The sequence below is a fragment of the Herbaspirillum lusitanum genome (assembly GCF_026127345.1).
In the GTDB taxonomy this organism is placed as follows: domain Bacteria; phylum Pseudomonadota; class Gammaproteobacteria; order Burkholderiales; family Burkholderiaceae_D; genus Herbaspirillum; species Herbaspirillum lusitanum.
Map to the genome: position 1 here is coordinate 477,205 of NZ_QXFG01000008.1, position 24,980 is coordinate 502,184.

The following is a 24,980-nucleotide window of genomic DNA, read 5'->3' on the forward strand; positions in this document are numbered from 1 at the left end:
AATCAACAGGTATCGGTTGTTTTGTCTGATAGATGTACCAACAAATCTACCAACAAGTGTTTCGGATGTAATGAACACCGAAAAAACACCAACAAAAAAAAAAGCCGCGCAAACACTATGTTTTGCGCGGCTTTTTGAACGTCTTTGAACGTTGTACTACTCAATTCTGGCGGAGACGGAGGGATTCGAACCCTCGATACAGGTTTAAGCCCATATGCTTCCTTAGCAGGGAAGTGCCTTCGACCACTCGGCCACGTCTCCACGCTGTAGACAGATGTTGCGCTGCCTCAGCAAAGAAGCCCGCATAATATCTTTTCATGCGGATTTGGTCAATGAAACTCTGCTGTTTTGAATGGATTATTTTCCATTCGGCGAGCTTCACTGACGCGTCGGATTACTTGCCGTTTTCCAGGTCGAAGGCCTTGTGCAATGCGCGCACGGCCAATTCCATGTATTTTTCGTCGATCAGGACCGAGATCTTGATTTCGGACGTGGAAATCATCTGGATGTTGACGCCTTCTTCCGACAGCGTGCGGAACATCTGCGAAGCGATGCCGACATGGCTGCGCATGCCGACGCCGACCACGGAGACCTTCGACACCTTGGTGTCGCCGACGATGCTGGCGGCGCCGATGTGGGCCTTGACGCTGGCGTTCAGGACTTCGATGGCCTTGGCGTATTCGGCGCGCGGCACGGTGAAGGTGAAGTCGGTCTTGCCTTCGACGGACTGATTCTGGATGATCATGTCCACTTCGATGTTGGCGTCGGCAATCGGGCCGAGGATCTGATAGGCAATGCCTGGGCGATCTGGCACGCCGAGCACGGTAATCTTGGCTTCATCGCGGCTGAATGCGATGCCGGTAATGGTTGCTTGTTCCATCTTGGTGTCTTCCTCAAACGAAATCAGTGTGCCGGACTTGGTTTCTTCTTCCAGCGACATTAGTGGGTCGGTCAGCGACGACAGTACGCGCGTCGGCATCTTGTAGTTGCCGGCGAATTCCACCGAGCGGATCTGCAGGACCTTGGAGCCCAGCGACGCCATTTCGAGCATTTCTTCAAACGTCACGGTGTTCAGGCGGCGTGCTTCGCTGACCACGCGCGGGTCGGTCGTGTAGACGCCGTCCACGTCGGTGTAGATCAGGCATTCGGCGGCCTTGATCGCGGCAGCCACGGCCACGGCGGACGTATCGGAACCGCCGCGTCCCAGCGTGGTGATGTTGCCGTCGGCGTCAACGCCCTGGAAGCCGGTAATGATCACGATGCGGCCGGCGTTCAGGTCCTTGCGCACCTTGGCATCGTCGATCGAACGAATGCGCGCCTTGGTGAAGGCCGAATCGGTCTTGATCGGTACTTGCCAGCCGGCGTAGGAGACGGCTTCTTTGCCGATCGCCTTCAGCGCCATGGCCAGCAAGGCGACGGAAACTTGTTCGCCGGTCGATGCCAGCATGTCCAGTTCGCGGGAGTCGGGTTGGGCCATGATTTCCTTGGCCAGACCCAGCAAACGGTTGGTTTCACCAGACATTGCGGAAGGAACGACAACGATCTGGTGGCCGGCGTCGTGCCACTTGGCAACGCGCTTGGCGACATTCTTGATGCGCTCTGTCGAGCCCATCGAAGTGCCGCCGTATTTGTGAACGTATAAAGCCATAGGAAGTAGGTCTGAATTGCGTGACTGAGTGCTGCTCTTGGGTGCTGCTATTTGTTGCCGGATTGCGAAGAAACTGCGTAAAAGGCCGGAGGAAACAAACCCTCGACTTTACAGGGAGCAGGCCAAAATCACAAGAAAAAACGGGTAAAAAGCGGGTTTTTCATGCGTTTTTCAGTCCATTTCTGGCTGGTTTTGCATGATTCGATGCAGAAGGGAAATGTGCAGGAGGAGGTGACACGCCATCCACCATGGTGCTGCCGAACGGCAGGCCGACCAAGGTAGACGGTGGTTGCGGGCAGGGCCGCAATGATGCTTGTTGCTTGTAATGCGTAAGCGCTCGGACAATGCGCTTAGTAAAACTTAAGCACCGGTATAGACGCTGCTGTCGACGGCCGACTTCGATTGGCTGACGACTTCACTGCGGGACAGCGGGCTGCGCGCTTGAATCACGATAGGGTAATTGTTGCCGTTGGTGATCAGGCCTTGTGCTTGTGCTTGTTGCAGCTCGGCAACGACTTCGGCGCGGGTCTTGGTCGACACGAACTTGGTTTCCGGTGGAAATGGCGATTCAGCCATGGCGGCGCCGGCAGCGGCAAACAGGACGATAGCGGCAGTGATTTGCTTGGTGTTCATGGTAATTCTCCCAAAAGGATAGTCAGTGAAAGTACTTGTCGATGCACGGGCGGTTGGCTTGTGGCTGCTTGCTTCGCCATCGATGAAGCACAGTGTAGTCATTGCCTCATGCGAGAAAAATAGGTCTAATGGCAATGCACTATTTCGTTTACGGAAACAATCAAGGGCTTGAAAATGGATCGTTTGCACTCAATGAAGGTGTTTGCGAAGGTGGTGGAGCAGGGCAGTTTCGTGCGTGCAGCGGAAATCATGTCGCTGTCGAACGCCGTGGTGACGCGCTACATCGTCGATCTGGAGAACCATCTGGGTACGCGCTTGCTGAATCGCTCCACGCGCCGCTTGTCGCTGACGGAGTCCGGCCAGGCTTTCCTGGAGCGGGTCCGGCACATCCTGCCTGAGATCGAAGAAGCCGAAGCCATCGTTGCCATGGCCACCAAGAAGCCGGGCGGCACCTTGTCCCTGTATTCGCACGTCGGCTTCGGCCAGGGCCAGCTCGGCAAGTTGCTGGCGGAATATTCCGTCGCCTATCCGGATGTGGTGCTTGATGTGTCGGTGTCGGAACGCACCATGGATCTGGTGGAAGAGGGAATGGATATCGGGTTTTTCAGCAGCCTGCAAAAATTCGACGCCAGCATGGTGGTGCGCAAGATCGGCGTGGCCGAAGTGGTGCTGTGCGCTTCGCCGTCCTATCTGGAAAAGCATGGCGCGCCGCAGACACCGGACGAACTGAGCCGGCACGCCTGCCTCAATTTTTCGCACGAACATTTGCGCCATTATTGGCATGTGAAGACCGAAGCAGGCATTCGCGACATCCCGATCACCAGCCAGGTGGTGTCCAACAGCGCCTTGCTGTTGCGCGATTTCGCGCTGGCCGGCATGGGCATTACGATGCGCCCCTCATTCAGCCTTGGCGACGATCTGCGCTGCGGCAAGCTGCAACGCGTGCTGGCCGATTTTGATATGGGGCAGGTGTCCGTGATGATGGCGTATCCGAGCCGGCGTCTGCTGTCGGCCAAGGTGCGCAGTTTTGTGGATTTCATCTCTGATCGTTTCCCGCATCCGGAAACCGATCCGTGGCTATGATCGCGAAGAGATGAGAAGGCCGGCTTACGCGGCGTCGGACAGGCTGCCGAGTCGTTTTTTGAGATCGCATTCCTGCCAGGTCCGGCGCTGCGCGGTACTGCCGGCTTCCCGTTCGAGTTCCTGCGGACTGGTTTCGGACAGCGCTTGCAACAGCCTTTCGGCCTGGCGCGTGTCGGGTTCCATGGGGCCGAAGAAGGCCACGGTGGAGCCGCGCTGCATCAGCAGCGTCGGGAAATTGTCAACGTCGAGGTCGCCCACCAGGTCGGCCTGGTCTTCGATGTCGATCCAGACGAAATGATGTTCGGGGCGGCGCTCTGCCCAGGCTGCAAAATTGACTGCATAGTCGCGGCAACTGCCGCACCAGCCGGCGCACAGGCAGGCCACGACCCATTTGTCGCCGGCGAGGGCGGCAGCGAGTTCATCGCGGTTGCTGGCGGAGAAGATCTGATAGGACATAAGGCGGCCTATTCTACTCCGGTAGCGCAAAGCCGGCGCAAGCGACCTGCAACTCCGGCGTCCCCGAATAGTCGTTTTCCGACAGGGCCGGGGAGTGCGCGGCGCGGTAAAATAGCGGGATGTCCATCATTCTTGCCATCGAAACTTCCACCGAACTCGCCTCAGCGGCCTTGCTGCACGGCGACGAACTGATCTTCCGCGAATCGCTGGGCGTACAGACCCATTCCGAAACCATTTTGCCGATGGTCCAGCAACTGCTGGTGCAAGCCGGCATCGCGCTGTCGCGCTGCGACGCCATTGCCTTCGGCGTCGGACCGGGTTCGTTCACCGGCGTGCGTACGGCATGCGGCGTGGTGCAGGGACTGGCGTTCGGCTGCGACTTGCCGGTGGCGCCGGTGGTAACGCTGGAAGCCATGGCGCAAGCTTGCCTGGAAGCGACCCAAGGCGCCGCCAACGACGTGCTGGCGGTGCTTGACGCGCGCATGGGCGAGGTCTACTGGGCGCAGTATCGCCATGGCGCGGATGGCTGGGAAAGTGTGATCGCGCCGAGTCTGTCGTCGGCTGCTGCTGTTATGTCGCAAGGGCATGTGCAGGCCTGCGGCAACGGCCTGGCCGCGTATGCGCAGGATTTTGCATCGCAGCCGTTTGCAGCCGCGGCGTTGGCGCAACTGATGCCGCACGCGGCGCAGGTGGCAACGCTGGGCCGACGCATGGTCGCCCAAGGCAAGACCGTCTCGCTGGAGGAAGCGCAACCGCTGTACCTGCGCAACAAGGTCGCGCTGACCACGGCCGAGCGTCAGGTGCGCGATCTCGCCAAAGGCGCGGCGTGAGCAACGACGCCTTGCTGCATACGCTGGAGAGCAAGTTCGGCGCGCTGACGTTCGCCGCCATGAAGGTCGACGATATCGACGAGGTGGTGCAACTCGAGGACAGCGTTTATCCGCATCCGTGGACGCGCGGCAATTTCCTCGATTCGCTGTACAGCGGTTACCAGACACTGACCATGCGCGACCGTTCGGGGCGCCTGCTCGGTTATTTCCTGGTGATGGAAGCGGTGGATGAAGCGCACTTGCTCAATATCAGCGTCGCCGCGGATGCGCAGGGAGAAGGTTTCGGCCATTTGTTGCTGGAACATGCCGTCGACCTGGCGCGCAAGCACCGGATGGCTGTCATGCTGCTGGAAGTGCGCGTGTCGAACTTGCGTGCGCTGCATGTGTACCGGCGTTACGGTTTCGTGGAAATCGGACGTCGCAAGAATTACTATCCCGCCAATCAACATACGCGCGAAGACGCGATCGTGATGAGCCTACCGCTATGAGTCAAAATACATTTGCCGCTTCGGCCAGGGTCCTGGAAGAAATCGGCGTCGGCCCGGTCTGGGTCCGACGCCATCTTGCCGTTGAAACAGCCGAGGCCGAAGCCGCCGCAACGCCGGTGGCTGCAGCGCCCGCACCGGCTCCGCAGAGAGCTGCGCAACCGGCGGCACGACCAGCGCCAGCGCCGGCTCCCGCTCCCGCTCCCGCTCCCGCTCCCGCTCCCGCTCCCGCACAAGACGATGGCCTGCCGCCATGGCTGAATGAAATGAGTGACGCCGACATGGCGCCGCCCGGCTTCATGCCCTACGACGATGAAGACGACGAACCCGTCATCAGGATCAATTCGGCCATCGCCACCATGGATTGGGCCAAACTCAAGGAAACCGTTGCAGAGTGCCGCCAGTGCGGCTTGTGCAACGGCCGCAAGAAGACCGTCTTCGGCGTCGGCGATGAAAAAGCCAAGTGGCTGTTCATCGGCGAAGGCCCGGGGCGCAACGAGGACATGCAGGGCGAACCGTTCGTCGGCCCGGCCGGCAAGCTGCTCGACAACATGCTGGTCGCCATGGGCCTCAAGCGCGGCGAGAACGCCTATATTGCCAACATCGTCAAATGCCGTCCCACCGACGAAGCCGGCAAGGATCGTCCGCCGTCGGCGCAAGAAGTGGCGTCTTGCCTGCCTTACCTGCAACGTCAGATCGCGCTGATCCAGCCGACCGTGCTGGTGGCGCTCGGCAAGACCGCCGCGCTGTCGCTGCTCGGCCTGGATCCGGCCACTCCTGTTTCCAAACTGCGCGGCACCGTCCATCGCTATCAGGGCCTGCCGCTGGTTGTGACCTACCACCCGGCTTACCTGTTGCGGCAGCTTGGCGACAAGAGCAAGGCCTGGGCCGATCTCTGCCTTGCGATGACAACCTATGCCGACACCACTGACTGATCTGCCGACTGTACCAACCTCGTCCTTTCAGCAGCAATTCCATCGGCGCTGGTCGTCGCTGCGTGACCCGCACGTGCGTGCGCTGGCGTGGCTGCTGGATGCTCCCGGCCTGCTCGACGCCCAGGCATCGCGCTGGAACGGGCGCATCGCTGCACTCGGAGCACTCAGCGAAATGGACATCACCTGGCTGCAGGCGCTGGACAAGAATCCGCGCGAGCTCTATCTGCTGATCAACGCACAACCGTCGGCGCGCCTCGGGCGCTATGCCGAAAAGCTGCTGACGTTTTACCTGCAGCAGACCGGCCGGTTGATTGCGCACAACGTTCAGGTGCGCAACGGTCCCAACGACACCATCGGCGAATTCGATTTTCTGGTGCATGACGAGGCGAGTGATGACGCTCGATCCGGCGCGGTGCATTGGGAGTTCGCGACCAAGTTTTACCTGCTCGAATCGCATCACGACCAGATGCAGGCCGACGCGTTCGTCGGGCCGAACCTGGCTGATTCTCTCGGCGCCAAGATGGACAAGATCATGCAGCAGCAATTGATGCTGTCAGCCCATCCGGCGGCAGCGCAATACCTTCCGCAACCGGTCACGCGCGCACTGGCCCTGGTCAAGGGCTGGTTGTTCTATGGGGAGACGACTGAGGCGGCATCTCTGCCGGCGGCGTTGGGTATTTCAGCGCAACATTGCCGCGGATTCTGGTGCGAGCTGTCGGCGCTGGACGTGAGCGACGGCGATCGTTATCTGGTGTTGCCGCGCCTGGAGTGGCTGGCGCCGGCGCGGGCCTTGGCAGGCAAGACCTTGTCCGGCGCGCAGTTGCGTGAAGCGGTGCAATTGCTGTTCAAGGAGACGCTGGCGCCGGTCATGATCGCCGTGTGCGACATGGAAGGTGATGTGGCATTGGAGCGCCGGCGCGGTTTCCTGGTGCCGGACGACTGGCGCAGCAAGGCGGCGCAACGCGTGCAACATGCCGTGGTGCGGATTTAGCGGACTGGATAGCGTTGCACAATGAAAAAGCGTACGGGTTTGCCGTACGCTTTTTTTATTCGTCGTGCTTGTGTTCGCCGATCAGCGCCAGTGAATCATGCTCGCGCTGATTGGCCGCGTGACGGCGCATGATCAGGTACATGATGCTGGCGACGAAGACGCCGAAGATCAGGATGACGATGTTGACGTCGAGGTTGAGGCGCACCATGACGGCGTACAGCACCAGCATGGTCAGCACCGAGAGGTTTTCATTGAAGTTCTGCACGGCGATCGAATGGCCGGCGCTCATCAGCACGTGACCCCGGTGTTGCAGCAGCGCGTTCATCGGCACGACGAAGTAACCGGACAATGCGCCGATGATGATCAGCAGCGGGTAAGCAACCCAGACGGAGGTCACCATGGTCATGGCCATCACGACCAGGCCCATGACAATGCCCAGCGGCATGACCGACAGCGATTTCTTGAGCGGCACGAAACGCGCTGCGCCGACTGCCCCCAGTGCGACGCCGAGTGCAACCACGCCTTGGAGGATGGCGGCTTTGTCGAGCGGCATATGCAAGGACTTTTCGGCCCATTTCAGCACGATGAATTGCAGCGTGGCGCCGGCTCCCCAGAACAGCGTCGTGACGGCCAGCGAAATCTGGCCGAGCTTGTCTTTCCACAAGGTGGAAAAGCAGTTGCCGAAGTCGGCGATCAGTTTGACGGGATTGCGCTGCTGGTGGGCGTAACGGGCGCCGGTGTCGGGGATGTTGAGGTTGAAGATGGCCGCGGCGACATAGATGACGGTGATGATGCAGAGTGCAGCTTCGGTAGGGGTGTTGATGCCAAAGTCGAACACGGGGAAATCGAAGTTCAGCAGGGCTGAGGCAATATGCGGATTGACCAGCGCACCGCCAAGGACCGTGCCGAAGATGATGGAGCCGACCGTCAGTCCTTCGATCCAGCCGTTGGCCGCCACGAGCTTTTCGGGCGGCAGCAATTCGGTCAGGATGCCGTATTTGGCCGGGGAATACGCCGCCGCGCCGAAGCCGACCACGGCATAGGCGATCAAGGGATGTACGGTGAAAAACATGAGCGCGCAACCGACCACTTTGATCAGGTTGGTGATGAACATCACCTTGCCCTTGGGGAACGCATCCGCGAAGGCGCCGACGAACGCCGCAAGCAGCACGTACGAGAGCACGAAGAACAATTTCAACAGCGGCGTCATCCATGCCGGAGAGTGCATCTCCGAGAGGAGTGCAATAGCTGCGATAAGCAGTGCGTTATCGGCAAGCGACGAAAAAAACTGCGCCGCCATGATGGTGTAAAAGCCGCGATTCATCCGTATCCAAGATGTGACAAATTATCTCCGGCTTGCTTTATACCATGAAAAGATGACATGCCAGTGATAAGTATGATGAGTGAAAATGCGCAGCCGGCGTGTTTTGCGCGGCCTCTTCCCGCTTCTTCGAAACAAGTTGGTCCGGTAAAATAGCAGCTTGTTCCCGAAGCGGGGGATTTGGCTCGGTTCCCGATGTTTTCTCACCATTTTTGTCGCTTTCCCGGCTTTCAGTTGAATATCCAATTCGCACCTATGCCCAGACCACTCGTTGCCACTATTGACATTTCCGCATTACAACACAATCTCGCGGTCGCCAGATCGCGCGCGCCGGATGCCAAGGTGTGGGCCGTGGTCAAGGCGCAGGCATATGGGCACGGTCTGGGACGCGCAGTGCGCGCCTTTGCCGACGCCGATGGCCTGGCGCTGATCGAGGTCAACTATGCGGTGCAGCTGCGCGAGCTCGGGTGGAGCAAGCCCATCCTGCTGCTGGAAGGTTTCTTCGACGCCGACGACATACCGGTGCTGGCTCGGCACGGCCTGCAGTTCGCCGTGCATTGCGACGAACAGATCGCCTTGCTGGAAGTGGCCGGGCTCGACGCACGGGCAGCCCAATTCGACGTCCATCTCAAGATGAACAGCGGCATGAATCGCCTCGGCTTCAAGCCGGAGGCCTATCGCGCCGCGTACGAGCGTCTGCAGAAGCTGGCCTGCGTGCGCAGCATCACCATGATCACCCATTTCGCCAATGCCGACGACCCCGCCAATCCCGACCTGCCGCTGGCCGAGCAGGTGAGGCGCTTCAATGCCGCCACCGCAGGGCTGGCAGGAGCGCACAGCGCGGCCAATTCGGCGGCCGATCTGATGCATGCCGACCTGGCCTACGAATGGGTGCGCGCCGGCGTGATGCTGTACGGCGGCACACCGGGCGGCGGCACCGCCAAAGAATTCGGCTTGCGCGCGGCGATGACGCTGGAAAGCAAGATCATCGGCGTGCAGGACATCGTTCCCGGCGACGCGGTCGGCTACGGCAGCCGTTTCGTCGCCGACAACGCCATGAAGATCGGCATCGTCGCCTGCGGTTACGCCGACGGCTATCCGCGCCATGCGCCCAACAACACGGCGGTGATCGTCGACGGCGTGCGCACCGGCACCGTCGGACGCGTATCGATGGACATGCTGACGGTCGATCTCAGTCATATTCCGGGCGCCGGCGTGGGCAGCCGCGTGGTGTTGTGGGGCGAAGAACTTCCGATCGACGAGGTTGCGTCTGCAGCGGGCACGATCGGTTATGAATTGATGTGCGCATTGGCGCCGCGCGTAAGCGTGCTGGAAAAGAACTGAGAAGAACCGATATGGCAAAGGCCAAAACGAATTACACATGCACCGAATGCGGCGGCGTCAGCAACAAATGGGCGGGGCAATGTCCGGCTTGCGGGCAGTGGAATACGCTGGTGGAAACCCTGGTCGAAACGGCCGGCGTCAATCGCTACTCCAACCAGCCCCAGGGTCTGGCGCAGACTGCGCCGGTGTTGTCGCTGGTCGATATCGAAGCGATCGACGTGCCGCGTTTCGGCACCGGCATCGAAGAGTTCGATCGTGTGCTCGGCGGTGGATTGGTGCCGGGCGGCGTGGTGCTGATCGGCGGCGATCCGGGCATCGGCAAATCGACCTTGCTGCTGCAGGCCTTGGGTAATATTTCCAAACTCAAGCAGGTCCTGTACGTCAGCGGCGAAGAGTCGGGTTCGCAGATCGCTCTGCGCGCGAAACGGTTGGCGGTGGATGCCAAAGACCTCAAGTTGCAGGCTGAGATCCAGCTGGAAAAAATCCTTTCGACGCTGGCGGAACACAAGCCCGATGTCGCCGTGATCGACTCGATCCAGACCATCTATTCGGATGCACTGTCCTCAGCGCCCGGCTCGGTGGCGCAGGTACGGGAATGCGCGGCGCAACTGACGCGTTTTGCCAAGACTTCGGATACGACCATCATCATGGTCGGCCACGTCACCAAGGAAGGCGCGTTGGCCGGTCCGCGCGTGCTCGAGCATATCGTCGACACGGTGCTGTATTTCGAAGGCGACACGCATTCCAGCTTCCGGCTGGTGCGCGCGTTCAAGAATCGCTTCGGCGCGGTCAATGAACTGGGCGTGTTCGCCATGACCGAGAAGGGCCTCAAGGGTGTGTCGAATCCGTCCGCGCTGTTCCTGTCGCAGCACGACAGCCAGGTGCCGGGGTCCTGCGTGATGGTCACGCAGGAAGGCACACGTCCCTTGCTGGTGGAAATCCAGGCGCTGGTCGACAGCTCGCACGTGCCCAACGCACGCCGCTTGTCGGTCGGTCTTGAGCAAAATCGTCTGGCGATGCTGCTGGCGGTCTTGCATCGGCATGCGGGCATCGCCGCCTTCGATCAGGACGTCTTCATCAACGCCGTCGGCGGCGTCAAGATCACCGAACCGGCCGCCGACCTCGCGGTGCTGCTGGCGATCAATTCCTCGATGCGCAACAAGCCGTTGCCGCGCGGGCTGGTGGTGTTTGGTGAAGTCGGCCTGGCCGGCGAGATCCGTCCCGCGCCGCGTGGTCAGGAACGTCTGCGTGAAGCGGCCAAGCTGGGATTCTCCATCGCCATGATCCCGAAGGCCAATGCGCCGAAGCAGGACATCGAAGGATTGAAAGTGGTCGCCGTCGAGCGCATCGACGAGGCATTGCAGAAGATCCGCGACATCGACGAATGATGGCTGGAGAGGCCGTCTGAGGCCTGGCTCCCGATCAGCCCGGCAGATCGTAGGTGACGATCACCTGATTCATTTCGCCGCGCGCCGGCGGCCCCAACTGGCCGCCGCCTCTGACGCGGTAGTGCAGCGTAAACGGCCGCGCGGCGTCCTTGCCGTTGAAGGCGCCGGTGCTGCCGCTGGCATTGTTGGTCACGTTCCAGCAGCGTTGGCGGTTGTTCCAGCACAAGACTGCTTCAAATCCCACGGGCTTTTCCGACAAGCCGTATTTCCATGACACATTGCTGATCGACGCGCCTGGAGGCACCGGCGTACCGATGGAAAAGGTGGTCTCGTAATCCGCATTCTTGGCCACTATCGTGGCGCCCATTGCGTCGGCGGCGTAAGACCCGCTCGGTCCGCGTGGAGCCGTAGGTGGAGACGCTGTGCCTTGCGGTGGCGGCGCCACGACGGCGGCATGCGGCGAGACAACGGCAGGGGCGCCGGTAGCCGGAACGCTGAGCGTACGATCGACGCGGGTTTGTGCGGAGACAGTGGCGGCAAGAGCGAGCGTCATTATCGGCAGCCCACGCAACACACGCAATACATGCAATACATGCAGCAGCGTCACGATTAAATCGCCTGCTTGCGCGGATTGCCGCCGCGAACCGGGACCGTCGGGAACATCATCTGCACCACGAGACCGCCGCCGTCGCGATTGCGCAAGGCCAGCTTGCCGTTGTGGCGGATCACGATGCGATTGACGATCGCCAGTCCGAGTCCTGACCCATTGGCCTGGCCGCGTGCCGTATCGAGTCGCGTGAACGGGCGCAGCAAATGTTCCAGTTCGCTGTCCGGCGCGCCCGGACCGTGGTCGGAAATTTCCACCTTGACGTGACGGTCTTCGATCTTGCAGAGGATGTCGATGTTGGCGACGTCGGTGCCGGCGGTCTTGCCGTAGCGGCGCGCGTTTTCGATGAGATTGCTGATGATGCGTTCGAGCTCGACCGTGTTGCCCATCACCTCGATGTCGGGCGAGATTGCCGTGCTGACCATGACATCGTTCAGGCGCTTGGAATTGTTGGCGGCATCTTCCAGCAGGCCGGACAAATCCACCGGCGTGAAACTGCTGCTGTCGAATGGTTTGGCATAGTCGAGGAACTGGCCGATGATGGCGTCCATTTGCGCCAGGTCGGAATGCATGCCGTCGCGCGCTTCGTCGGACAGCTTCGCCATTTCGACTTCCAGCTGCATGCGCGCCAGCGGCGTGCGCAGATCGTGCGAAATGCCGGCCAGAATGACGGCGCGGTCGGATTCGATACGGTCCAGGTCGGCCACCATCTGGTTGAAGCTGAGGTTGGCTTCGCGGATTTCGGTCGGGCCCGATTCCGGCAGCGGATCGGGTTGCTTGCCCTTGGCGATGGCGCGCGCGGCAGCGGTGAGGCGCGCCAGCGGCTGGTTGATCAGGGTCGAGATGAACACCGCGCCGATCAGCGACAGCACCAGCGCAATCGAGCCCCAGCCCAGCCATTGCAGGCTCGAGGTGCGATCCAGTCGGCCGCGGTCGAGCATCAGCCAGTATTCATCTTCGTCGATCTTGAAGCTGATCCAGAAACCGTCGACGTCATTGACGCCGGAAGCGAACTTGGTGTCGTCGCCCATCGCCTGCTTGACGTAAAACTCCAGCTCCGGCAACACCGGCGAGTCGTCGGGCGGCGTGATCTTGTCGGTTTTCTCAAGCGGATAAATGCGAATGCCTTCGTTGCTGGCCAGATCGAACAGCAATTCGCGCCGCATTTCCGGCGCCGAGTGGGTGAGGGCGGCACGCGTGATGGTGACCACGGACACGATCTGGGCGGCAAGTTGCTCTGCGCGCGGGCCGCGCTCGACCATGCGGAAGCTGGCTACCCACGCCACCATGCTGGCGGTGATCAGGAAGGTCAGCAAAAAGAAGGTGCGCCAGAACAGGCCGTTGCTGAACCATCGTTGGCGCGCTTGATAGCTCATGTTGTGAATGCCGGTGGCCGGATTGGGTAGGCGCATCAGCGCGGTTTGCCCTCGGGGATGAAGACGTAGCCGAGGCCCCACACGGTCTGGATGTAAAGCGGATTGGCCGGATCCGGCTCGATCAGTTTGCGCAGACGCGAGATCTGCACGTCGAGGCTGCGGTCGAAGACTTCGTATTCACGGCCGCGCGCCATTTCCATCAATTTTTCGCGCGACAACGGCTGGCGTGCATTGCGTGCGAACACTTTCAGCACCGAGAATTCGCCTGTGGTCAGCGGCACGGTCTCGCCTTTTTTCTTCAAGGTGCGGGTGCCGAGATCGAGCACGAATTCACCGAACTCGAACGACTCCGGGGATTCGGAAGGCGCGCCCGGCAATTCGTCCGGACCCTTGCGGCGCAGGACCGCATTGATGCGCGCGACCAGTTCGCGTGGATTGAATGGTTTGGGCAGGTAATCGTCGGCGCCCATTTCGAGACCGATGATGCGATCCACGTCTTCGCCCTTGGCGGTCAGCATGATGATCGGCGTCTGGTCGCCGGCGCCGCGCAGGCGGCGGCAAATGGCAAGACCGTCTTCACCGGGCAGCATCAGGTCCAGCACGAGCAGGTCGTAGCGCTCGCGGATCCACAGCTTGTTCATCGCCTGGGCGTTTTCCGCCGTGACGACGTTGAAGCCTTGCTCGGTCAGGTAACGGCGCAGCAAGTCGCGCAAACGGATATCGTCATCCACCACCAGGATTTTAGATTGGTGGGCCGGAGTAGCTGTCGTGCTTGTGTTGGTCGTATTCATGGCGTTATGGTAGCGTCTTCGCGGCGATCGGCAATATGTAACAGCCTAAAGATTACAAACTGTTACATACCTTACCTTAATCATCTTATACCATCCGGCCGGGCAACCTACACTGGCTACATTGATAAAGCACTTTGTCGATGGCTTGGAAATCTGGAAAAATGCCGCTATGAACATTGCTGTAATTAAAAGGATAGGTATTGCTGCAGTCGTGCTTGCGCTGAGCGCTGCCGGCGCGCTTGCGCGACCTCCTGAAGGCTCGCGCGGCGGGCCGGGGCAGCCGACCGATCTGCGTCATCAGGGCGGCAATAATTTCGGCAACGGCGGCAATCGACCGCAACAGCAGCAAGAGCAGGAAGCCAACCAGCGCCGCGGAAAATTGAGTCCCGACGAACGGCGTGAATTGCGGCGCCAGATTGACGAAGCCGGCCAGGATATCTATCGCGTCAAGCGCTGATGATGCGACAGGAATGACACAAAAAGCCCGGGCTGTTCAGTCCGGGCTTTTTCGTGGGCAAAGCATTCTGGACGTGCAATCAAGTTTGATGCGCGCGTCCCAGTTTTTTCTCCAGCCGGTGCTGCAAGGCTTCAAAGCAGATACTCAGGAACCAGTACACCATCGCCGCCGCAATGTACAAAGGCAGCGGCCGGAAGGTCACGGCGATGATTTCCTTGGTCGAGAGCATCAGTTCGGTGACGGTGATGACCGACACCAGCGAAGTGTCCTTGATCAGGCTGATCAGCGTATTGCTCATGGACGGCACCGCAATGCGGATCGCCTGCGGCACCACCACGTAGCGCAGCGTTTGCGGATAGGTCAGGCCGAGGCTGTAGCTGGCGCTCCACTGGCCGCGGGTGACGCCGAGGATGGCGCCGCGCAGGCTCTCCGACAAATACGCACCGGCATTCAGGCTTAGCGTCAGTACGCCTGCCATGAGCGGCGAGAATTCGATGCCGACGCTGGGCAGTCCGTAATAGACCACGAAAATCTGCACCAGCAGCGGCGTGCCGCGCATCAGGCTGACGTACACCGCAGCCGGCCAGTGCACGAACTTCCACGGCACGATGCGCGCTACCGCCAATACGAAGCCGAGCACCAGTCCGCCCAGCATCGAGGACAGGGCGAACAGCAGTGTATAGCCGACGCCTCTGAGCATGACCGGCGCCGCCTGACGCAGCAAATCCCAAATTTCCATTTTTTGTCGGCAAATAAAAATATCCCCGCAACAGTGCGGGGATATCGGTTTGAAAATGAATCCGAAGCTTATTGTGCGGTCGGCGGCTTGCTCACGTCAATGCCGAACCATTTGATCGACGCCTGCTTGAAGCTGCCGTCTTTCAGGATCTCTGCCAAGGCCTTGTTCAGCGCTGCCTTGAATTGCGGATTGCCCTTTTGGAACGGGATGCCGATCTTGTCCACGGCGCCGATCGGCGAGCCGCCCTTGAGCGGCAGGTTCGACGACTTCAGCAGGTAGCCGACCAGCAGGCTGTCGTTCAGCGCCGCATCGATACGGCCGCTGGCCAGGTCGGACAGGTATTCAGGCGAGCCAGGATAAGTCTTGACGTCGATGCCCGGAACGGACTTGGCTTTTTGTTCGAAGTTGGTGCCCTGACCCAGGCCGAGTTTCTTGCCCTTCAGGTCTTCCAGGCTCTTGAATTCGCGCTTCTCGTCCTTGCGCACGATCAACTGCGCGCTCGACAGGGTGTACGGATCGGAGAAATCGAAGGCCTTTTGGCGTTCATCGGTGATGCCGACCTGGTTGATAATGACGTCATACTTGCCGGCGCCCAGGCCAGCAAGGATACCGCTCCACTCGGTGGTGGTGAATTCAGGCTTGAGCCCCAGCCTGGCGGCCAGCAGCTTGGCGACGTCGACTTCAAAGCCGGTCAGTTCGCTGGTCTTCGGATCCTTGAAGTTGAACGGTGGATAGTTGCCTTCCAGCGCTACCTTCAGTGTGCCGCGCGCCTTGACGGTATCGAGCAGGTCGGCTGCATGCGCGCCGACAGTGGCGCTGACTGAAGCGGCAAGCAGCAGGCCGGCCAGCAAGGGGGACAATTTGCGGAATGAAGTGAATGCCATGTCTGTTCCTTTTGATGTTCTGTATTGATCGGTGGAAACCCGATATGCGAGCAGCTTAATCGTTTTTCAATCTTAGACCAAAGACATCTACGTAAGAAGTTTATATGGCGAGGTTCTCCCGGCCAGCCTTTTCTTCAAGATCAGGCGACCAGTTGCTCCAGCGCTTCCTGCTGCCCCAGCCAGTCTTCTTCCAGTTGCTCCAGTTCCTTGGTGCAATAGGCCTGGTCGGCGATCAGCTTCTTCAGTTCTTCCTTGTTGGCGGCGTCGTAGATATCCGGTGCGGCCAGGCGGGCGTCGATGACGGCTTTCTTTTCATTGCATTTGGCGATCTGTTCTTCCAGGCGCTTGATGCGTGATTCGATCGGCTTTTTCAGACCGGCCAGACGCTGGCGTTCGCCGGCGTCCAGACGCTTTTGTTCGCGACGGTCGCCGACAGGTACAGCAGACACGGCAGCCACCGGTTTCGGCGCTTTTTGCTCGATCTTGGGTTCGGCTTTCGGCTTGGCGGCGGCAGCTTGCGCTGCTTCCGTTGCGCTGTTTTTGGCGGCCAGCTTGGTCTTGAAAAGCCAGTCGCGGTAATCGTCGAGATCGCCGTCGAAGGGCTGCAATTTGCCGTCGGCGACGATCAGGAACTGGTCGGTGGTGGCGCGCAGCAGATGGCGATCATGGGACACCAGAACGAGCGTGCCCTCGAACTGCGCCAGCGCCATGGTCAGGGCTTCGCGGGTTTCCAGATCCAGATGGTTGGTGGGTTCATCCAGCAGCAGCAGGTTGGGGCGTTGCCAGACGATCAACGCCAGCGCCAGGCGCGCCTTTTCGCCGCCCGAGAACGGCGCGATGCTCGACGATGCCATGACGCCGTTGAAGTTGAAGCTGCCGAGGAAGTTGCGCAGCTCCTGTTCGCGCACGTCCGGCGCGATGCGCGCCAGATGCCACAGCGGCGATTCGTCGTGGCGCAGCATTTCGACCTGATGCTGGGCGAAGTAGCCGATCACCAGACCCTTGCCGAACTGGGCGGTGCCGGCGATAGGGTCGAGTTCGTTGGCGATGGTTTTGATCAGCGTCGACTTACCGGCGCCGTTGACGCCGAGCAGGCCGATGCGCTGGCCGGTCTGCAGCGAAAAGTCGATGCCGCCGACGATGACTTTTTCGGAGATTTTGTAGGTTTCCGGATCTTCGCTGCGATAGCCGGCGTTGACCTTTTCCATGACCAGCAATGGATTCGGCGCCGACAGCGGTTCGCGGAACTCAAATGAAAACTCGGCTGCGGCGCGCAAGGGCGCCAGTTCTTCCATCTTCGCCAGGGCCTTCATGCGGCTTTGGGCTTGCCTTGCCTTGCTTGCTTTCGCCTTGAAGCGATCGATGAAGGAATGCAAATGCGCGCGCTGACGCATCTGTTTCTCGATCATGCCGGCCGCCAGTTCGAGTTGGGCGGCGCGTTGGCGTTCGAAGGCGGAGTAATTGCCGGAGTAGCGCTTCAGCTTGCGCTCGTCGATATGCACGATCACGTTGACCACGCCGTCGAGGAAGTCGCGATCATGGGAAATGATGATCAGCGTCCCGGCATAGCGCTTGAGCCAGTCTTCCAGCCAGATGATGGCATCCAGATCCAGGTGATTGGTCGGTTCATCGAGCAGCAGCAAATCGGAGGGACACATCAGCGCCTGCGCCAGATTCAGGCGCATGCGCCAGCCGCCGGAGAAACTCGCGACCGGGCGCTCCATCTGCTCCAGCGTGAAGCCCAGGCCGAGCAGCAGTTGCTCGGCGCGCGAACGCACCGTGTAGACATCGGCATCGGCCAAGGCACCGTACAGTTCACCGATGCGGATACCGTTTTCGGCGCTTTCCGGTTCGGCTTCTGCGGCAGCCAGTTGGGCCTCCAGTCGACGCAGGGTGACGTCGCCGTCGATCGCGTATTCAACTGCAGCGCGATCGAGCGCAGGGGTTTCCTGGGCGACGTAGGCGACGCGCCATTTGGTCGGATAGTCGATGTTGCCCTGGTCGGCATGCAGTTCGCCGCGCAGCATGGCGAACAGGCTGGATTTGCCGGCGCCGTTGGCGCCGATGAGGCCGATCTTGTCGCCCGGGTTGAGGGTGACATCGACATTCTCCAGCAAGGGTTTAACGCCGCGGGCCAGGGTAACTTGCTGAAAACGAATCATCGGAAAACTGCAATCAAAGAAGAAAAAATCAGGTTAAAACGAAGCGGAGAAACAAAACTTGAAGCGACGCAAGAAATCAGGCGAGGTGCTGCAATTGATCAGCCGTCACCAGGAACACCATGTCGTCGCCGGCGCTGGTCGTCACCCAGGTCAGTTCCAGGTCGGGGAAGGCGGCTTCGGCGTAGGCGCGTTCGTTGCCGATCTCGACGATCAGTACGCCGTTCGGCGTCAGGCGTTGTGCGGCGCCCTTGACGATCTTGCGCACCAGATCCATGCCGTCCTTGCCGCCTGCCAGCGCGATTTGCGGCTCCTGCAGGTATTCCTGCGGCAACTTGCTCATCGAGTCGGCATTGACGTACGGCGGATTGCTGATGATCAGGTCGTACTTGCGCGCCGGCAGTTTGGTGTAAAGATCGGACTCGACCAGGTTGATGCGATCGCCCAGCTCGTAGTCGTCGACGTTGCGGCGCGCCACTTGCAGCGCTTCCGGCGAAATGTCGACAGCTTCCACGCGCGCCTGCGGGAAGGCATCGGCCAGCAGGATCGGCAGGCAGCCGGAACCGGTGCACAGGTCGAGGATGTTTTCGACTTGGGCAGGATCCTGCACCCACGGCGAGAAATGCTCAGGAATCAGTTCGGCAATGAACGAACGCGGCACGATCACGCGTTCATCGACGAAAAAGCGATAGCCGCCCAGCCAGGCTTCATTGGTGATGTAGGCGGCCGGCACGCGATCTTCGGTGCGGCGCATGATCACGCGCAGCAGATTGTCGATCTCGCCTTGCAGCAGGCGCGCGTCGAGGAAGGGCTCAAGCTGGTCCAGCGGTAGTTTCAGCGTATGCAGGATCAGGTAGGCGGCTTCATCGAAGGCGTTGTTGGTGCCGTGGCCGAAGAACAGCTTCTCGGTATTGAAGCTGGTGATGGCGTAGCGCAGGATGTCGCGCACGGTGGCAAAATTGTTTGGCGTCATGATCGATATTCTCGGTCTGTACATAATGAATGGGGTCCGGCTGGTTGAGTCCGCTGCGGGACTACAGCAACAGGTTTTCCATGGTGCGGCGATAGATGTTCTTCAGCGGATCGATGTAGCGCACTTCGATGTATTCGTCGATCTTGTGAATGCTGTCGTTGGGCGGTCCGAACTCGATCACCTGCGGACAGATCTGCGCGATGAAGCGTCCGTCGGAGGTGCCGCCGGTGGTCGACAGTTCGGTGTCGAGGCCGGTCTCGGCCTTGATTGCCGAGGCCAACGCGTCGCTCAGGTTGCCGCGCGGCGTCAGGAACGGCAGGCCGCCAACGGTCCATTTCAGGTCGTAGTCAAAGCCGTGCTTGTCGAGGATCGCATGCACGCGTTGTTGCAGGCCATCGACCGTGCTGGCTGTTGAGAAACGGAAGTTGAAGTCGATCACGACATCGCCCGGAATCACGTTCGACGCGCCGGTACCGCCGTGGATGTTCGACATCTGCCACGAGGTCGGCAGGTAGTATTCGTTGCCGTCGTCCCATTTCTCGGCGACGAGTTCGGCCAGTGCCGGCGCCGCCAGGTGGATAGGATTCTTCGCCAGTTGCGGATAGGCGATGTGGCCCTGGATGCCCTTGACCGTAAGCTTGCCGGACATGGTGCCGCGGCGGCCGTTCTTGATCATGTCGCCCAGCTGTTTGGCCGACGTCGGTTCGCCGACGATGCAGTAATCGAGCTGTTCGCCGCGCGCCTTCAGTTGGTTGCAGACGATCACGGTGCCGTCGGTGGCCGGTCCTTCTTCATCGCTGGTGATCAGGAAGCCGATCGAGCCCTTGTGGTCGGGGTGCGCGGCGACGAATTCTTCCACGGCGACAACCATCGCTGCAATCGAGGTCTTCATGTCGGACGCGCCGCGCCCGAACAGCTTGCCGTCGCGTTGTGTCGGCACGAACGGCGGCGATTGCCACTTGTCGACCGGGCCGGTCGGCACCACGTCGGTGTGCCCCGCAAATGCCAGCAGCGGCTGCGCGGTGCCCTTGCGCGCCCATAGATTGGTGACGTCGCCGGACTGGATCGTTTCGCAAACGAAGCCGAGCGGCGCCAGCAGTTCAGCCAGGCGTGCCTGGCAGCCTTTGTCTTCCGGTGTTACGGAGGAGAGGGCGATCAGTTCCTGGGTCAGGGCAAGGGTTTTGCTCATGGTGAATTCTTGAAATCAGTTCTTGAAAATCTGTTGATAAAGGTCTGCGGTAAAACCGACGTGCGTGGGCGCTTCACCGGTTTGCAGCACCGGACGCTTGACGATGGACGGCAGCTCGACGATCAGTGCCGTGGCGCTGGCGTTGTCGGTGATGCTCGCCTTGCGTTCGTCGGACAGGCCGCGCCAGGTCGTGCCTTTGCGATTGACCAGCGTGTCCCAGGGAATATCCTTGAGCCAGGTTTTCACCAGACCGGCATCCAGGCCTGCCTTCTTGAAATCGTGGAAGGTGTACGCGATGCCGTTGGCGTCGAGCCAGGTGCGCGCCTTCTTGACCGTGTCGCAGTTGGGGATACCGTAGAGAGTGACTTGCTTGCTCATGAAATCAACATCCTGTTTTACAAAAAGTGAAGGCCGGCGTCATGCATGCCGGCCATATCTCTTGGTTTGCTGCAAACGACATTGCCGGCACGCGCCGGCAATTCGTGGCGCCGTGATGCTGATCAGGCGCCGCGCAGCAGTTCGTTGATCGAGGTCTTCGAACGGGTTTGTGCATCGACCTTCTTGACGATGATGGCGGCGTACAGGCTGTACTTGCCATCCTTCGACGGCAGGTTGCCCGGGACCACGACGGAGCCGGCCGGGACGCGGCCGTAATGCACTTCGCCGGTTTCACGATCGTAGATCTTGGTCGACTGGCCGATATACACGCCCATCGACAGCACCGAGTTTTCTTCGATGATCACGCCTTCAACGACTTCCGAACGGGCGCCGATGAAGCAGTTGTCTTCGATGATGACCGGACCGGCTTGCACCGGCTCGAGCACGCCGCCGATGCCGACGCCGCCGGACAGGTGGACGTTCTTGCCGATTTGCGCGGCGGAACCGACGGTGGCCCATGTGTCGACCATCGCGCCTTCATCGACGTAAGCGCCGATGTTGACGTAGGACGGCATCAGCACGACGTTCTTGCCGATGAAGGAGCCGTGGCGGGCAACTGCCGGCGGCACCACGCGGAAACCGCCCTTGGCGAAATCTTCAGCGGTGTAGTTGGCGAACTTGGTCGGGACCTTGTCGTAGAACTGCGGATAACCGGGAATGCCGGAGCCGACCGGGACGTTGTCTTCCAGGCGGAACGACAGCAGGATGGCTTTCTTGACCCATTGGTTGACTTGCCATTGGCCGACGCTTTGGCGATCCGCCACGCGCAATGTGCCTGCGTTCAGGCCGGCGATGACTTCCGCCACGGCGTTGCGGATATCGGCCGGTGCGGTCTTCGGCGACAGGCTGGCGCGGTCTTCCCACGCCTGATCGATGATTTGCTGGATGGATTGAGTCATCTTGTTTTATCTAGGTTGAAAATGAATAAAAACCGGGCGGTGGTTTCCTTGATGCTGAGGTGCTCAATGGGAACCGCGCCCGGGATGGCAGAGGTGCTGGAAAATCTTATGCGGCCGCCAGTTTGCGTGTGAAAGCGACAATGCGTTGCGCCGCTTCCAGGCATTCTTCCACTTCGGCGACCAGCGCCATGCGGATGCGCTGCTGGCCCGGATTGACGCCGTTGGCTTCGCGCGCCAGGTAACTGCCGGGCAATACCGTGACATTATATTCGGCATAGAGGCGCTTGGCGTATTCGGTGTCGCTGATCGAGGTCAGTTTATCGACCTTGGCCCATAGGTAAAAGCCGGCATCCGGCAGGGATACGTCCAGCACTTCCTGCAACAGCGGCGTCACCTGGCCGAATTTCTTGATGTATTTGGCGCGGTTTTCCTGCACGTGGGTCTCATCGTTCCAGGCGGCAATCGAGGCGTTCTGGATGGATGGACTCATGGCGCCGCCATGATAGGTGCGGTACAGCAGGAATTTCTTCAGGATCGCGGCATCGCCGGCCACGAAGCCCGAACGCATGCCGGGCACGTTGGAGCGCTTCGACAGGCTCGAGAAGGCGATCAGGCGATCGTAGCCGCGGCCCAGCTTGTGCGCCGCTTCGAGGCCGCCCAACGGGGCTTCTTCCTTGAAATAGATTTCCGAATAGCATTCATCGGAGGCGATCACGAAGCCGTAGCGGTCGGAGAGTTCGAACAGTTTCTTCCAGTCATCCAGCGACAGCACGGCGCCGGTCGGATTGCCCGGAGAGCACAGGAACAGCAGCTTGACGCGCGGCCAGATATCGTCCGGCACCTGGCTGAAATCGGGCGCGAAATTGCGCGCCGGATCGGAATTGACGAAATAAGGTTGCGCGCCTGACAAGTAGGCCGAGCCTTCGTAGATTTGATAGAACGGATTGGGGCAAATCACCAGCGCATCTTTTTGCGATGGGTCGACCACCGTTTGCGTCAGCGAGAACAGCGCTTCGCGCGATCCGTTGACTGGCAGCACCTGGGTGGCCGGATCGATTTTCGGCAAACCGTAGCGGCGTTCCAGCCAGCCGGCGATGGCGCTGCGCAGCGCTTCGGAGCCGACCGTGGTGGGATAGGTCGCCAGTCCGGCCAGGTTGTCGGTCAAGGCTTGCTTGATGAACGCCGGCGTCGGATGCTTGGGTTCGCCGATGCCCAGGCTGATGTGGCGATAGTCGGGATTGGGCGTGACGTCGGAAAACAGGTTCTTCAGTTTTTCGAAGGGGTAAGGCTGCAGCTTGTCGAGTAATGGATTCACAATGGATTCACGGCGGCGCGTAGCGAGGGTGGGGTAGGCCGACATTATACTGATTGTTGCGGGGAAGATGGGCAGGGGAAGCAGCGTCGCCGCAATGCAGCAAATTGAACAATCGCAGCCGGGAAACCACGCTGTTCGCAAGATGTGCTTGCTGCAAAGTAAGTTATCGTTCGCAGTCCAAGAATAAATCTCCCCCAAATCTGGAACGAACGGAGTTGCAAGTATGAAAACATTGAAGGCGAAACTCCTGCTGGCGCTGGTCGTCATGTGGATTGGCCTGCTGGTGCTGGCGGCGTGGTCGGCGCTCAATACTCGGCAAAACATGATCAACGAACGCGAGGCGGGACTCAAGCGCGTCGTCGAAACTGCTGAAGGCATTCTCAAGAGTTACGCGGCCGAAGTGGCCGCCGGCAAGACCTCGCTGGCAGACGCCCAGAAGCAGGCGCTGGAACGCATCGCCGCGATGCGTTACGACAACGACAACTACATCTTCGTCTTCGATTCCAAACCGGTGGTGCTGATGCACCCGACCAACAAGAGCGTGGTCGGCAAGAACGTCGGCGACCGCAAGGACAGCGACGGCAAGCTGTATTACGTCGAAATGGTCAAGGTCGGCAAGGCGCAGCAGCGCGGCTACGTCAATTACATGGGACGCCTGCCGGGCGCCGACGATACCAATCGCACGCAGAAGGTCAGCTATCTGATCTATTACCAACCCTGGGACTGGCTGCTGGTGTCGGGCGTATTCCTCAATGACGTCGAAAGCGATTTCTACAAGAACTTGCTGAAGCTGGCCGGCATCCTGGTCGTGATCGGCGTTGCGGTGTCGGCGATGATGCTGGCGATCATCCGCAACATCACGCGCAGCCTCGGCGGTGAGCCGGCGTATGCAGTCGGCGTGGCGTCGCGCATTGCCTCCGGCGACCTGACCATGGCAATCAAAACGCGGGCGGGAGACAAGACCAGCCTGCTGTATGAAATGAGCGTGATGCGCGAGCGATTGTCGTCGGTGATCGGCGGCATTCGCGCCGGCACCGACTCCATCGACACCGGCGCCAAGGAAATCGCCGCCGGCAACATGGATCTGTCGTCGCGCACCGAGCAACAAGCGGCGTCGCTGGAAGAGACCGCATCCAGCATGGAAGAGCTCACCTCGACCGTGAAACAGAACGCCGACAATGCGCGCCAGGCCGGCCAGCTGGCCAGCACGGCGTCCGACATCGCGCGCCGCGGCGGCGACGTGGTGGGGCAAGTGGTCGACACCATGCAAGGCATCACGGAAAGCTCGCGCAAGATCGCGGACATCATCGGCGTGATCGACGGTATCGCTTTCCAGACCAACATCCTCGCCTTGAATGCCGCGGTGGAAGCCGCGCGCGCCGGCGAACAGGGCCGCGGCTTCGCGGTGGTGGCTTCCGAAGTGCGCAGCCTGGCGCAGCGCAGCGCGCAGGCCGCCAAGGAAATCAAACAGTTGATCGACGATTCCGTCACACGCGTCGACAGCGGTTCGGAACTGGTCCAGCGCGCCGGCCAGACCATGGGTGAAGTGGTCACTGCGGTGCAGCGCGTGACCGACATCATGGGCGAAATTTCTTCTGCGACCGAAGAGCAAAGCAGCGGCATCGGCCAGGTCAATCTGGCGATTACGCAAATGGATCAGGCCACGCAGCAGAACGCGGCTCTGGTGGAGCAGGCGGCTGCTGCGGCCGGTTCGCTGGAAGAGCAGGCGCGCCGCCTGAAGGATGCGGTCGCGTTCTTCCAGGCGGAAGGGACTGCTGCTGTGGCGGCGGCGCCGGTTGTTCGCCGGGCTGCTGCTACAACTGCACCTGGACCTGCCGTTGCCAACAGGGTAGTGCCGAAGACCGCATCTGCAGCATCGGCGCGCAAACCTGCGGCTGCGGCCGCTCGTCTGCCGGCCGCGCCGAAGTCCGCGCCGAAGTCCGCGCCAGCCAAGTCGTCGCCCGGTTCTTCCCCGACGGATGACGGCGATTGGGAGACGTTTTAAGACGTCGCGCGCTTGATGCCTGGCTTCAGGTCGC

General features: G+C 60.5%; 24 protein-coding genes and 1 tRNA gene. 9 read left to right on the forward strand and 16 right to left on the reverse strand.

The features are described 5' to 3' along the window. Window positions 1-167 precede the first annotated feature (167 nt). From DXT88_RS10655 to DXT88_RS10665, 3 genes are all read right to left on the reverse strand, one after another. Window positions 168-261 (reverse strand) — tRNA-Ser (locus tag DXT88_RS10655). A gap of 133 nt (window positions 262-394) precedes the next feature. Beyond that, complete coding sequence (locus tag DXT88_RS10660) at window positions 395-1,648, reverse strand: aspartate kinase (protein WP_016832637.1); 1,254 nt, start codon at window positions 1,646-1,648, stop codon at window positions 395-397. A gap of 360 nt (window positions 1,649-2,008) precedes the next feature. Continuing rightward, complete coding sequence (locus DXT88_RS10665; RefSeq protein ID WP_016832636.1) at window positions 2,009-2,281, reverse strand: DUF4148 domain-containing protein; 273 nt, start codon at window positions 2,279-2,281, stop codon at window positions 2,009-2,011. A gap of 174 nt (window positions 2,282-2,455) precedes the next feature. Here DXT88_RS10665 and DXT88_RS10670 point away from each other — a divergent pair, with 174 nt between their 5' ends. Then, the gene (locus DXT88_RS10670; protein ID WP_029363072.1) at window positions 2,456-3,364 is read left to right on the forward strand and encodes a LysR family transcriptional regulator; all 909 of its coding nucleotides are present in this window, start codon (window positions 2,456-2,458) and stop codon (window positions 3,362-3,364) included. Window positions 3,365-3,388: 24 nt separating this feature from the next. Here the strand turns inward: DXT88_RS10670 and DXT88_RS10675 are convergent, their stop codons facing one another. Beyond that, a complete protein-coding gene (locus tag DXT88_RS10675) occupies window positions 3,389-3,820 on the reverse strand; it encodes a thioredoxin family protein (protein ID WP_265213278.1) in 432 nt (143 codons plus the stop codon). Window positions 3,821-3,939: 119 nt separating this feature from the next. On the opposite strand from DXT88_RS10675, the gene tsaB reads away from it, so the two are divergent. Genes tsaB through DXT88_RS10695 form a run of 4 tightly spaced genes read left to right on the forward strand, consistent with a single transcriptional unit; the run spans window position 3,940 to window position 7,061 of the window. Beyond that, complete coding sequence (tsaB, locus tag DXT88_RS10680) at window positions 3,940-4,650, forward strand: tRNA (adenosine(37)-N6)-threonylcarbamoyltransferase complex dimerization subunit type 1 TsaB (protein ID WP_265213279.1); 711 nt, start codon at window positions 3,940-3,942, stop codon at window positions 4,648-4,650. Next, a complete protein-coding gene (gene rimI / locus DXT88_RS10685; protein WP_407649309.1) occupies window positions 4,647-5,138 on the forward strand; it encodes a ribosomal protein S18-alanine N-acetyltransferase in 492 nt (163 codons plus the stop codon). The genes tsaB and rimI overlap by 4 nt, the downstream gene beginning before the upstream one ends. Further along, window positions 5,135-6,070, forward strand: a complete 936-nt coding sequence (locus DXT88_RS10690; RefSeq protein WP_265213281.1) for a uracil-DNA glycosylase — start codon at window positions 5,135-5,137, stop codon at window positions 6,068-6,070. The genes rimI and DXT88_RS10690 overlap by 4 nt, the downstream gene beginning before the upstream one ends. Then, complete coding sequence (locus DXT88_RS10695) at window positions 6,051-7,061, forward strand: DUF1853 family protein (RefSeq protein ID WP_265213282.1); 1,011 nt, start codon at window positions 6,051-6,053, stop codon at window positions 7,059-7,061. Before DXT88_RS10690 ends, DXT88_RS10695 begins: the two co-directional genes overlap by 20 nt. A gap of 55 nt (window positions 7,062-7,116) precedes the next feature. Here DXT88_RS10695 and lplT read toward each other — a convergent pair whose 3' ends face one another. Continuing rightward, a complete protein-coding gene (gene lplT, locus DXT88_RS10700; protein WP_265213283.1) occupies window positions 7,117-8,385 on the reverse strand; it encodes a lysophospholipid transporter LplT in 1,269 nt (422 codons plus the stop codon). A gap of 252 nt (window positions 8,386-8,637) precedes the next feature. Between lplT and alr the strand changes: the two genes are divergently transcribed. Continuing rightward, complete coding sequence (gene alr, locus DXT88_RS10705) at window positions 8,638-9,726, forward strand: alanine racemase (protein WP_265213284.1); 1,089 nt, start codon at window positions 8,638-8,640, stop codon at window positions 9,724-9,726. A gap of 11 nt (window positions 9,727-9,737) precedes the next feature. Further along, window positions 9,738-11,114, forward strand: a complete 1,377-nt coding sequence (gene radA / locus DXT88_RS10710) for a DNA repair protein RadA (protein WP_016832626.1) — start codon at window positions 9,738-9,740, stop codon at window positions 11,112-11,114. Between the two features lie 34 nt (window positions 11,115-11,148). Here the strand turns inward: radA and DXT88_RS10715 are convergent, their stop codons facing one another. Genes DXT88_RS10715 through ompR form a run of 3 tightly spaced genes read right to left on the reverse strand, consistent with a single transcriptional unit; the run spans window position 11,149 to window position 13,888 of the window. Then, window positions 11,149-11,667 carry a flagellar protein FlhE gene (locus DXT88_RS10715; RefSeq protein WP_265213285.1) on the reverse strand — a complete coding sequence of 173 codons (519 nt, stop codon included), beginning with the start codon at window positions 11,665-11,667 and terminating at the stop codon, window positions 11,149-11,151. Between the two features lie 56 nt (window positions 11,668-11,723). Next, complete coding sequence (locus tag DXT88_RS10720; protein ID WP_407649310.1) at window positions 11,724-13,133, reverse strand: sensor histidine kinase; 1,410 nt, start codon at window positions 13,131-13,133, stop codon at window positions 11,724-11,726. Further along, the gene (gene ompR / locus DXT88_RS10725; protein WP_029363066.1) at window positions 13,133-13,888 is read right to left on the reverse strand and encodes an osmolarity response regulator transcription factor OmpR; all 756 of its coding nucleotides are present in this window, start codon (window positions 13,886-13,888) and stop codon (window positions 13,133-13,135) included. The genes DXT88_RS10720 and ompR overlap by 1 nt, the downstream gene beginning before the upstream one ends. Before the next feature lie 169 nt (window positions 13,889-14,057). Here ompR and DXT88_RS10730 point away from each other — a divergent pair, with 169 nt between their 5' ends. Then, complete coding sequence (locus DXT88_RS10730) at window positions 14,058-14,345, forward strand: hypothetical protein (RefSeq protein WP_029363065.1); 288 nt, start codon at window positions 14,058-14,060, stop codon at window positions 14,343-14,345. Window positions 14,346-14,424: 79 nt separating this feature from the next. Here the strand turns inward: DXT88_RS10730 and DXT88_RS10735 are convergent, their stop codons facing one another. The 8 genes from DXT88_RS10735 to dapC form a co-directional block, all read right to left on the reverse strand. After that, entirely contained in the window at window positions 14,425-15,084 is a 660-nt protein-coding gene (locus tag DXT88_RS10735) for an amino acid ABC transporter permease (protein WP_016832620.1), read from the reverse strand. 68 nt (window positions 15,085-15,152) lie between these two features. After that, entirely contained in the window at window positions 15,153-15,968 is an 816-nt protein-coding gene (locus DXT88_RS10740; RefSeq protein WP_265213289.1) for a cystine ABC transporter substrate-binding protein, read from the reverse strand. 140 nt (window positions 15,969-16,108) lie between these two features. Then, on the reverse strand, window positions 16,109-18,130 hold the full coding sequence (locus tag DXT88_RS10745) for an ATP-binding cassette domain-containing protein (RefSeq protein WP_265213291.1): 2,022 nt from the start codon (window positions 18,128-18,130) through the stop codon (window positions 16,109-16,111). A gap of 76 nt (window positions 18,131-18,206) precedes the next feature. Beyond that, window positions 18,207-19,100 (reverse strand): 50S ribosomal protein L3 N(5)-glutamine methyltransferase, encoded by an 894-nt coding sequence (prmB, locus tag DXT88_RS10750; protein WP_016832615.1) that lies wholly within the window; start codon window positions 19,098-19,100, stop codon window positions 18,207-18,209. Window positions 19,101-19,161: 61 nt separating this feature from the next. Then, complete coding sequence (dapE, locus tag DXT88_RS10755) at window positions 19,162-20,289, reverse strand: succinyl-diaminopimelate desuccinylase (RefSeq protein ID WP_265213294.1); 1,128 nt, start codon at window positions 20,287-20,289, stop codon at window positions 19,162-19,164. Between the two features lie 15 nt (window positions 20,290-20,304). Further along, window positions 20,305-20,667: an ArsC family reductase gene (locus tag DXT88_RS10760; protein ID WP_016832613.1), complete on the reverse strand. Its 363-nt coding sequence runs from the start codon at window positions 20,665-20,667 to the stop codon at window positions 20,305-20,307. A 122-nt stretch (window positions 20,668-20,789) separates the two neighbouring features. After that, window positions 20,790-21,626: a 2,3,4,5-tetrahydropyridine-2,6-dicarboxylate N-succinyltransferase gene (dapD, locus tag DXT88_RS10765; RefSeq protein WP_016832612.1), complete on the reverse strand. Its 837-nt coding sequence runs from the start codon at window positions 21,624-21,626 to the stop codon at window positions 20,790-20,792. A 106-nt stretch (window positions 21,627-21,732) separates the two neighbouring features. Further along, complete coding sequence (gene dapC, locus DXT88_RS10770; RefSeq protein ID WP_265213296.1) at window positions 21,733-22,941, reverse strand: succinyldiaminopimelate transaminase; 1,209 nt, start codon at window positions 22,939-22,941, stop codon at window positions 21,733-21,735. Window positions 22,942-23,164: 223 nt separating this feature from the next. On the opposite strand from dapC, the gene DXT88_RS10775 reads away from it, so the two are divergent. Continuing rightward, complete coding sequence (locus DXT88_RS10775; protein WP_265213297.1) at window positions 23,165-24,946, forward strand: methyl-accepting chemotaxis protein; 1,782 nt, start codon at window positions 23,165-23,167, stop codon at window positions 24,944-24,946. Window positions 24,947-24,980: the final 34 nt, after the last annotated feature.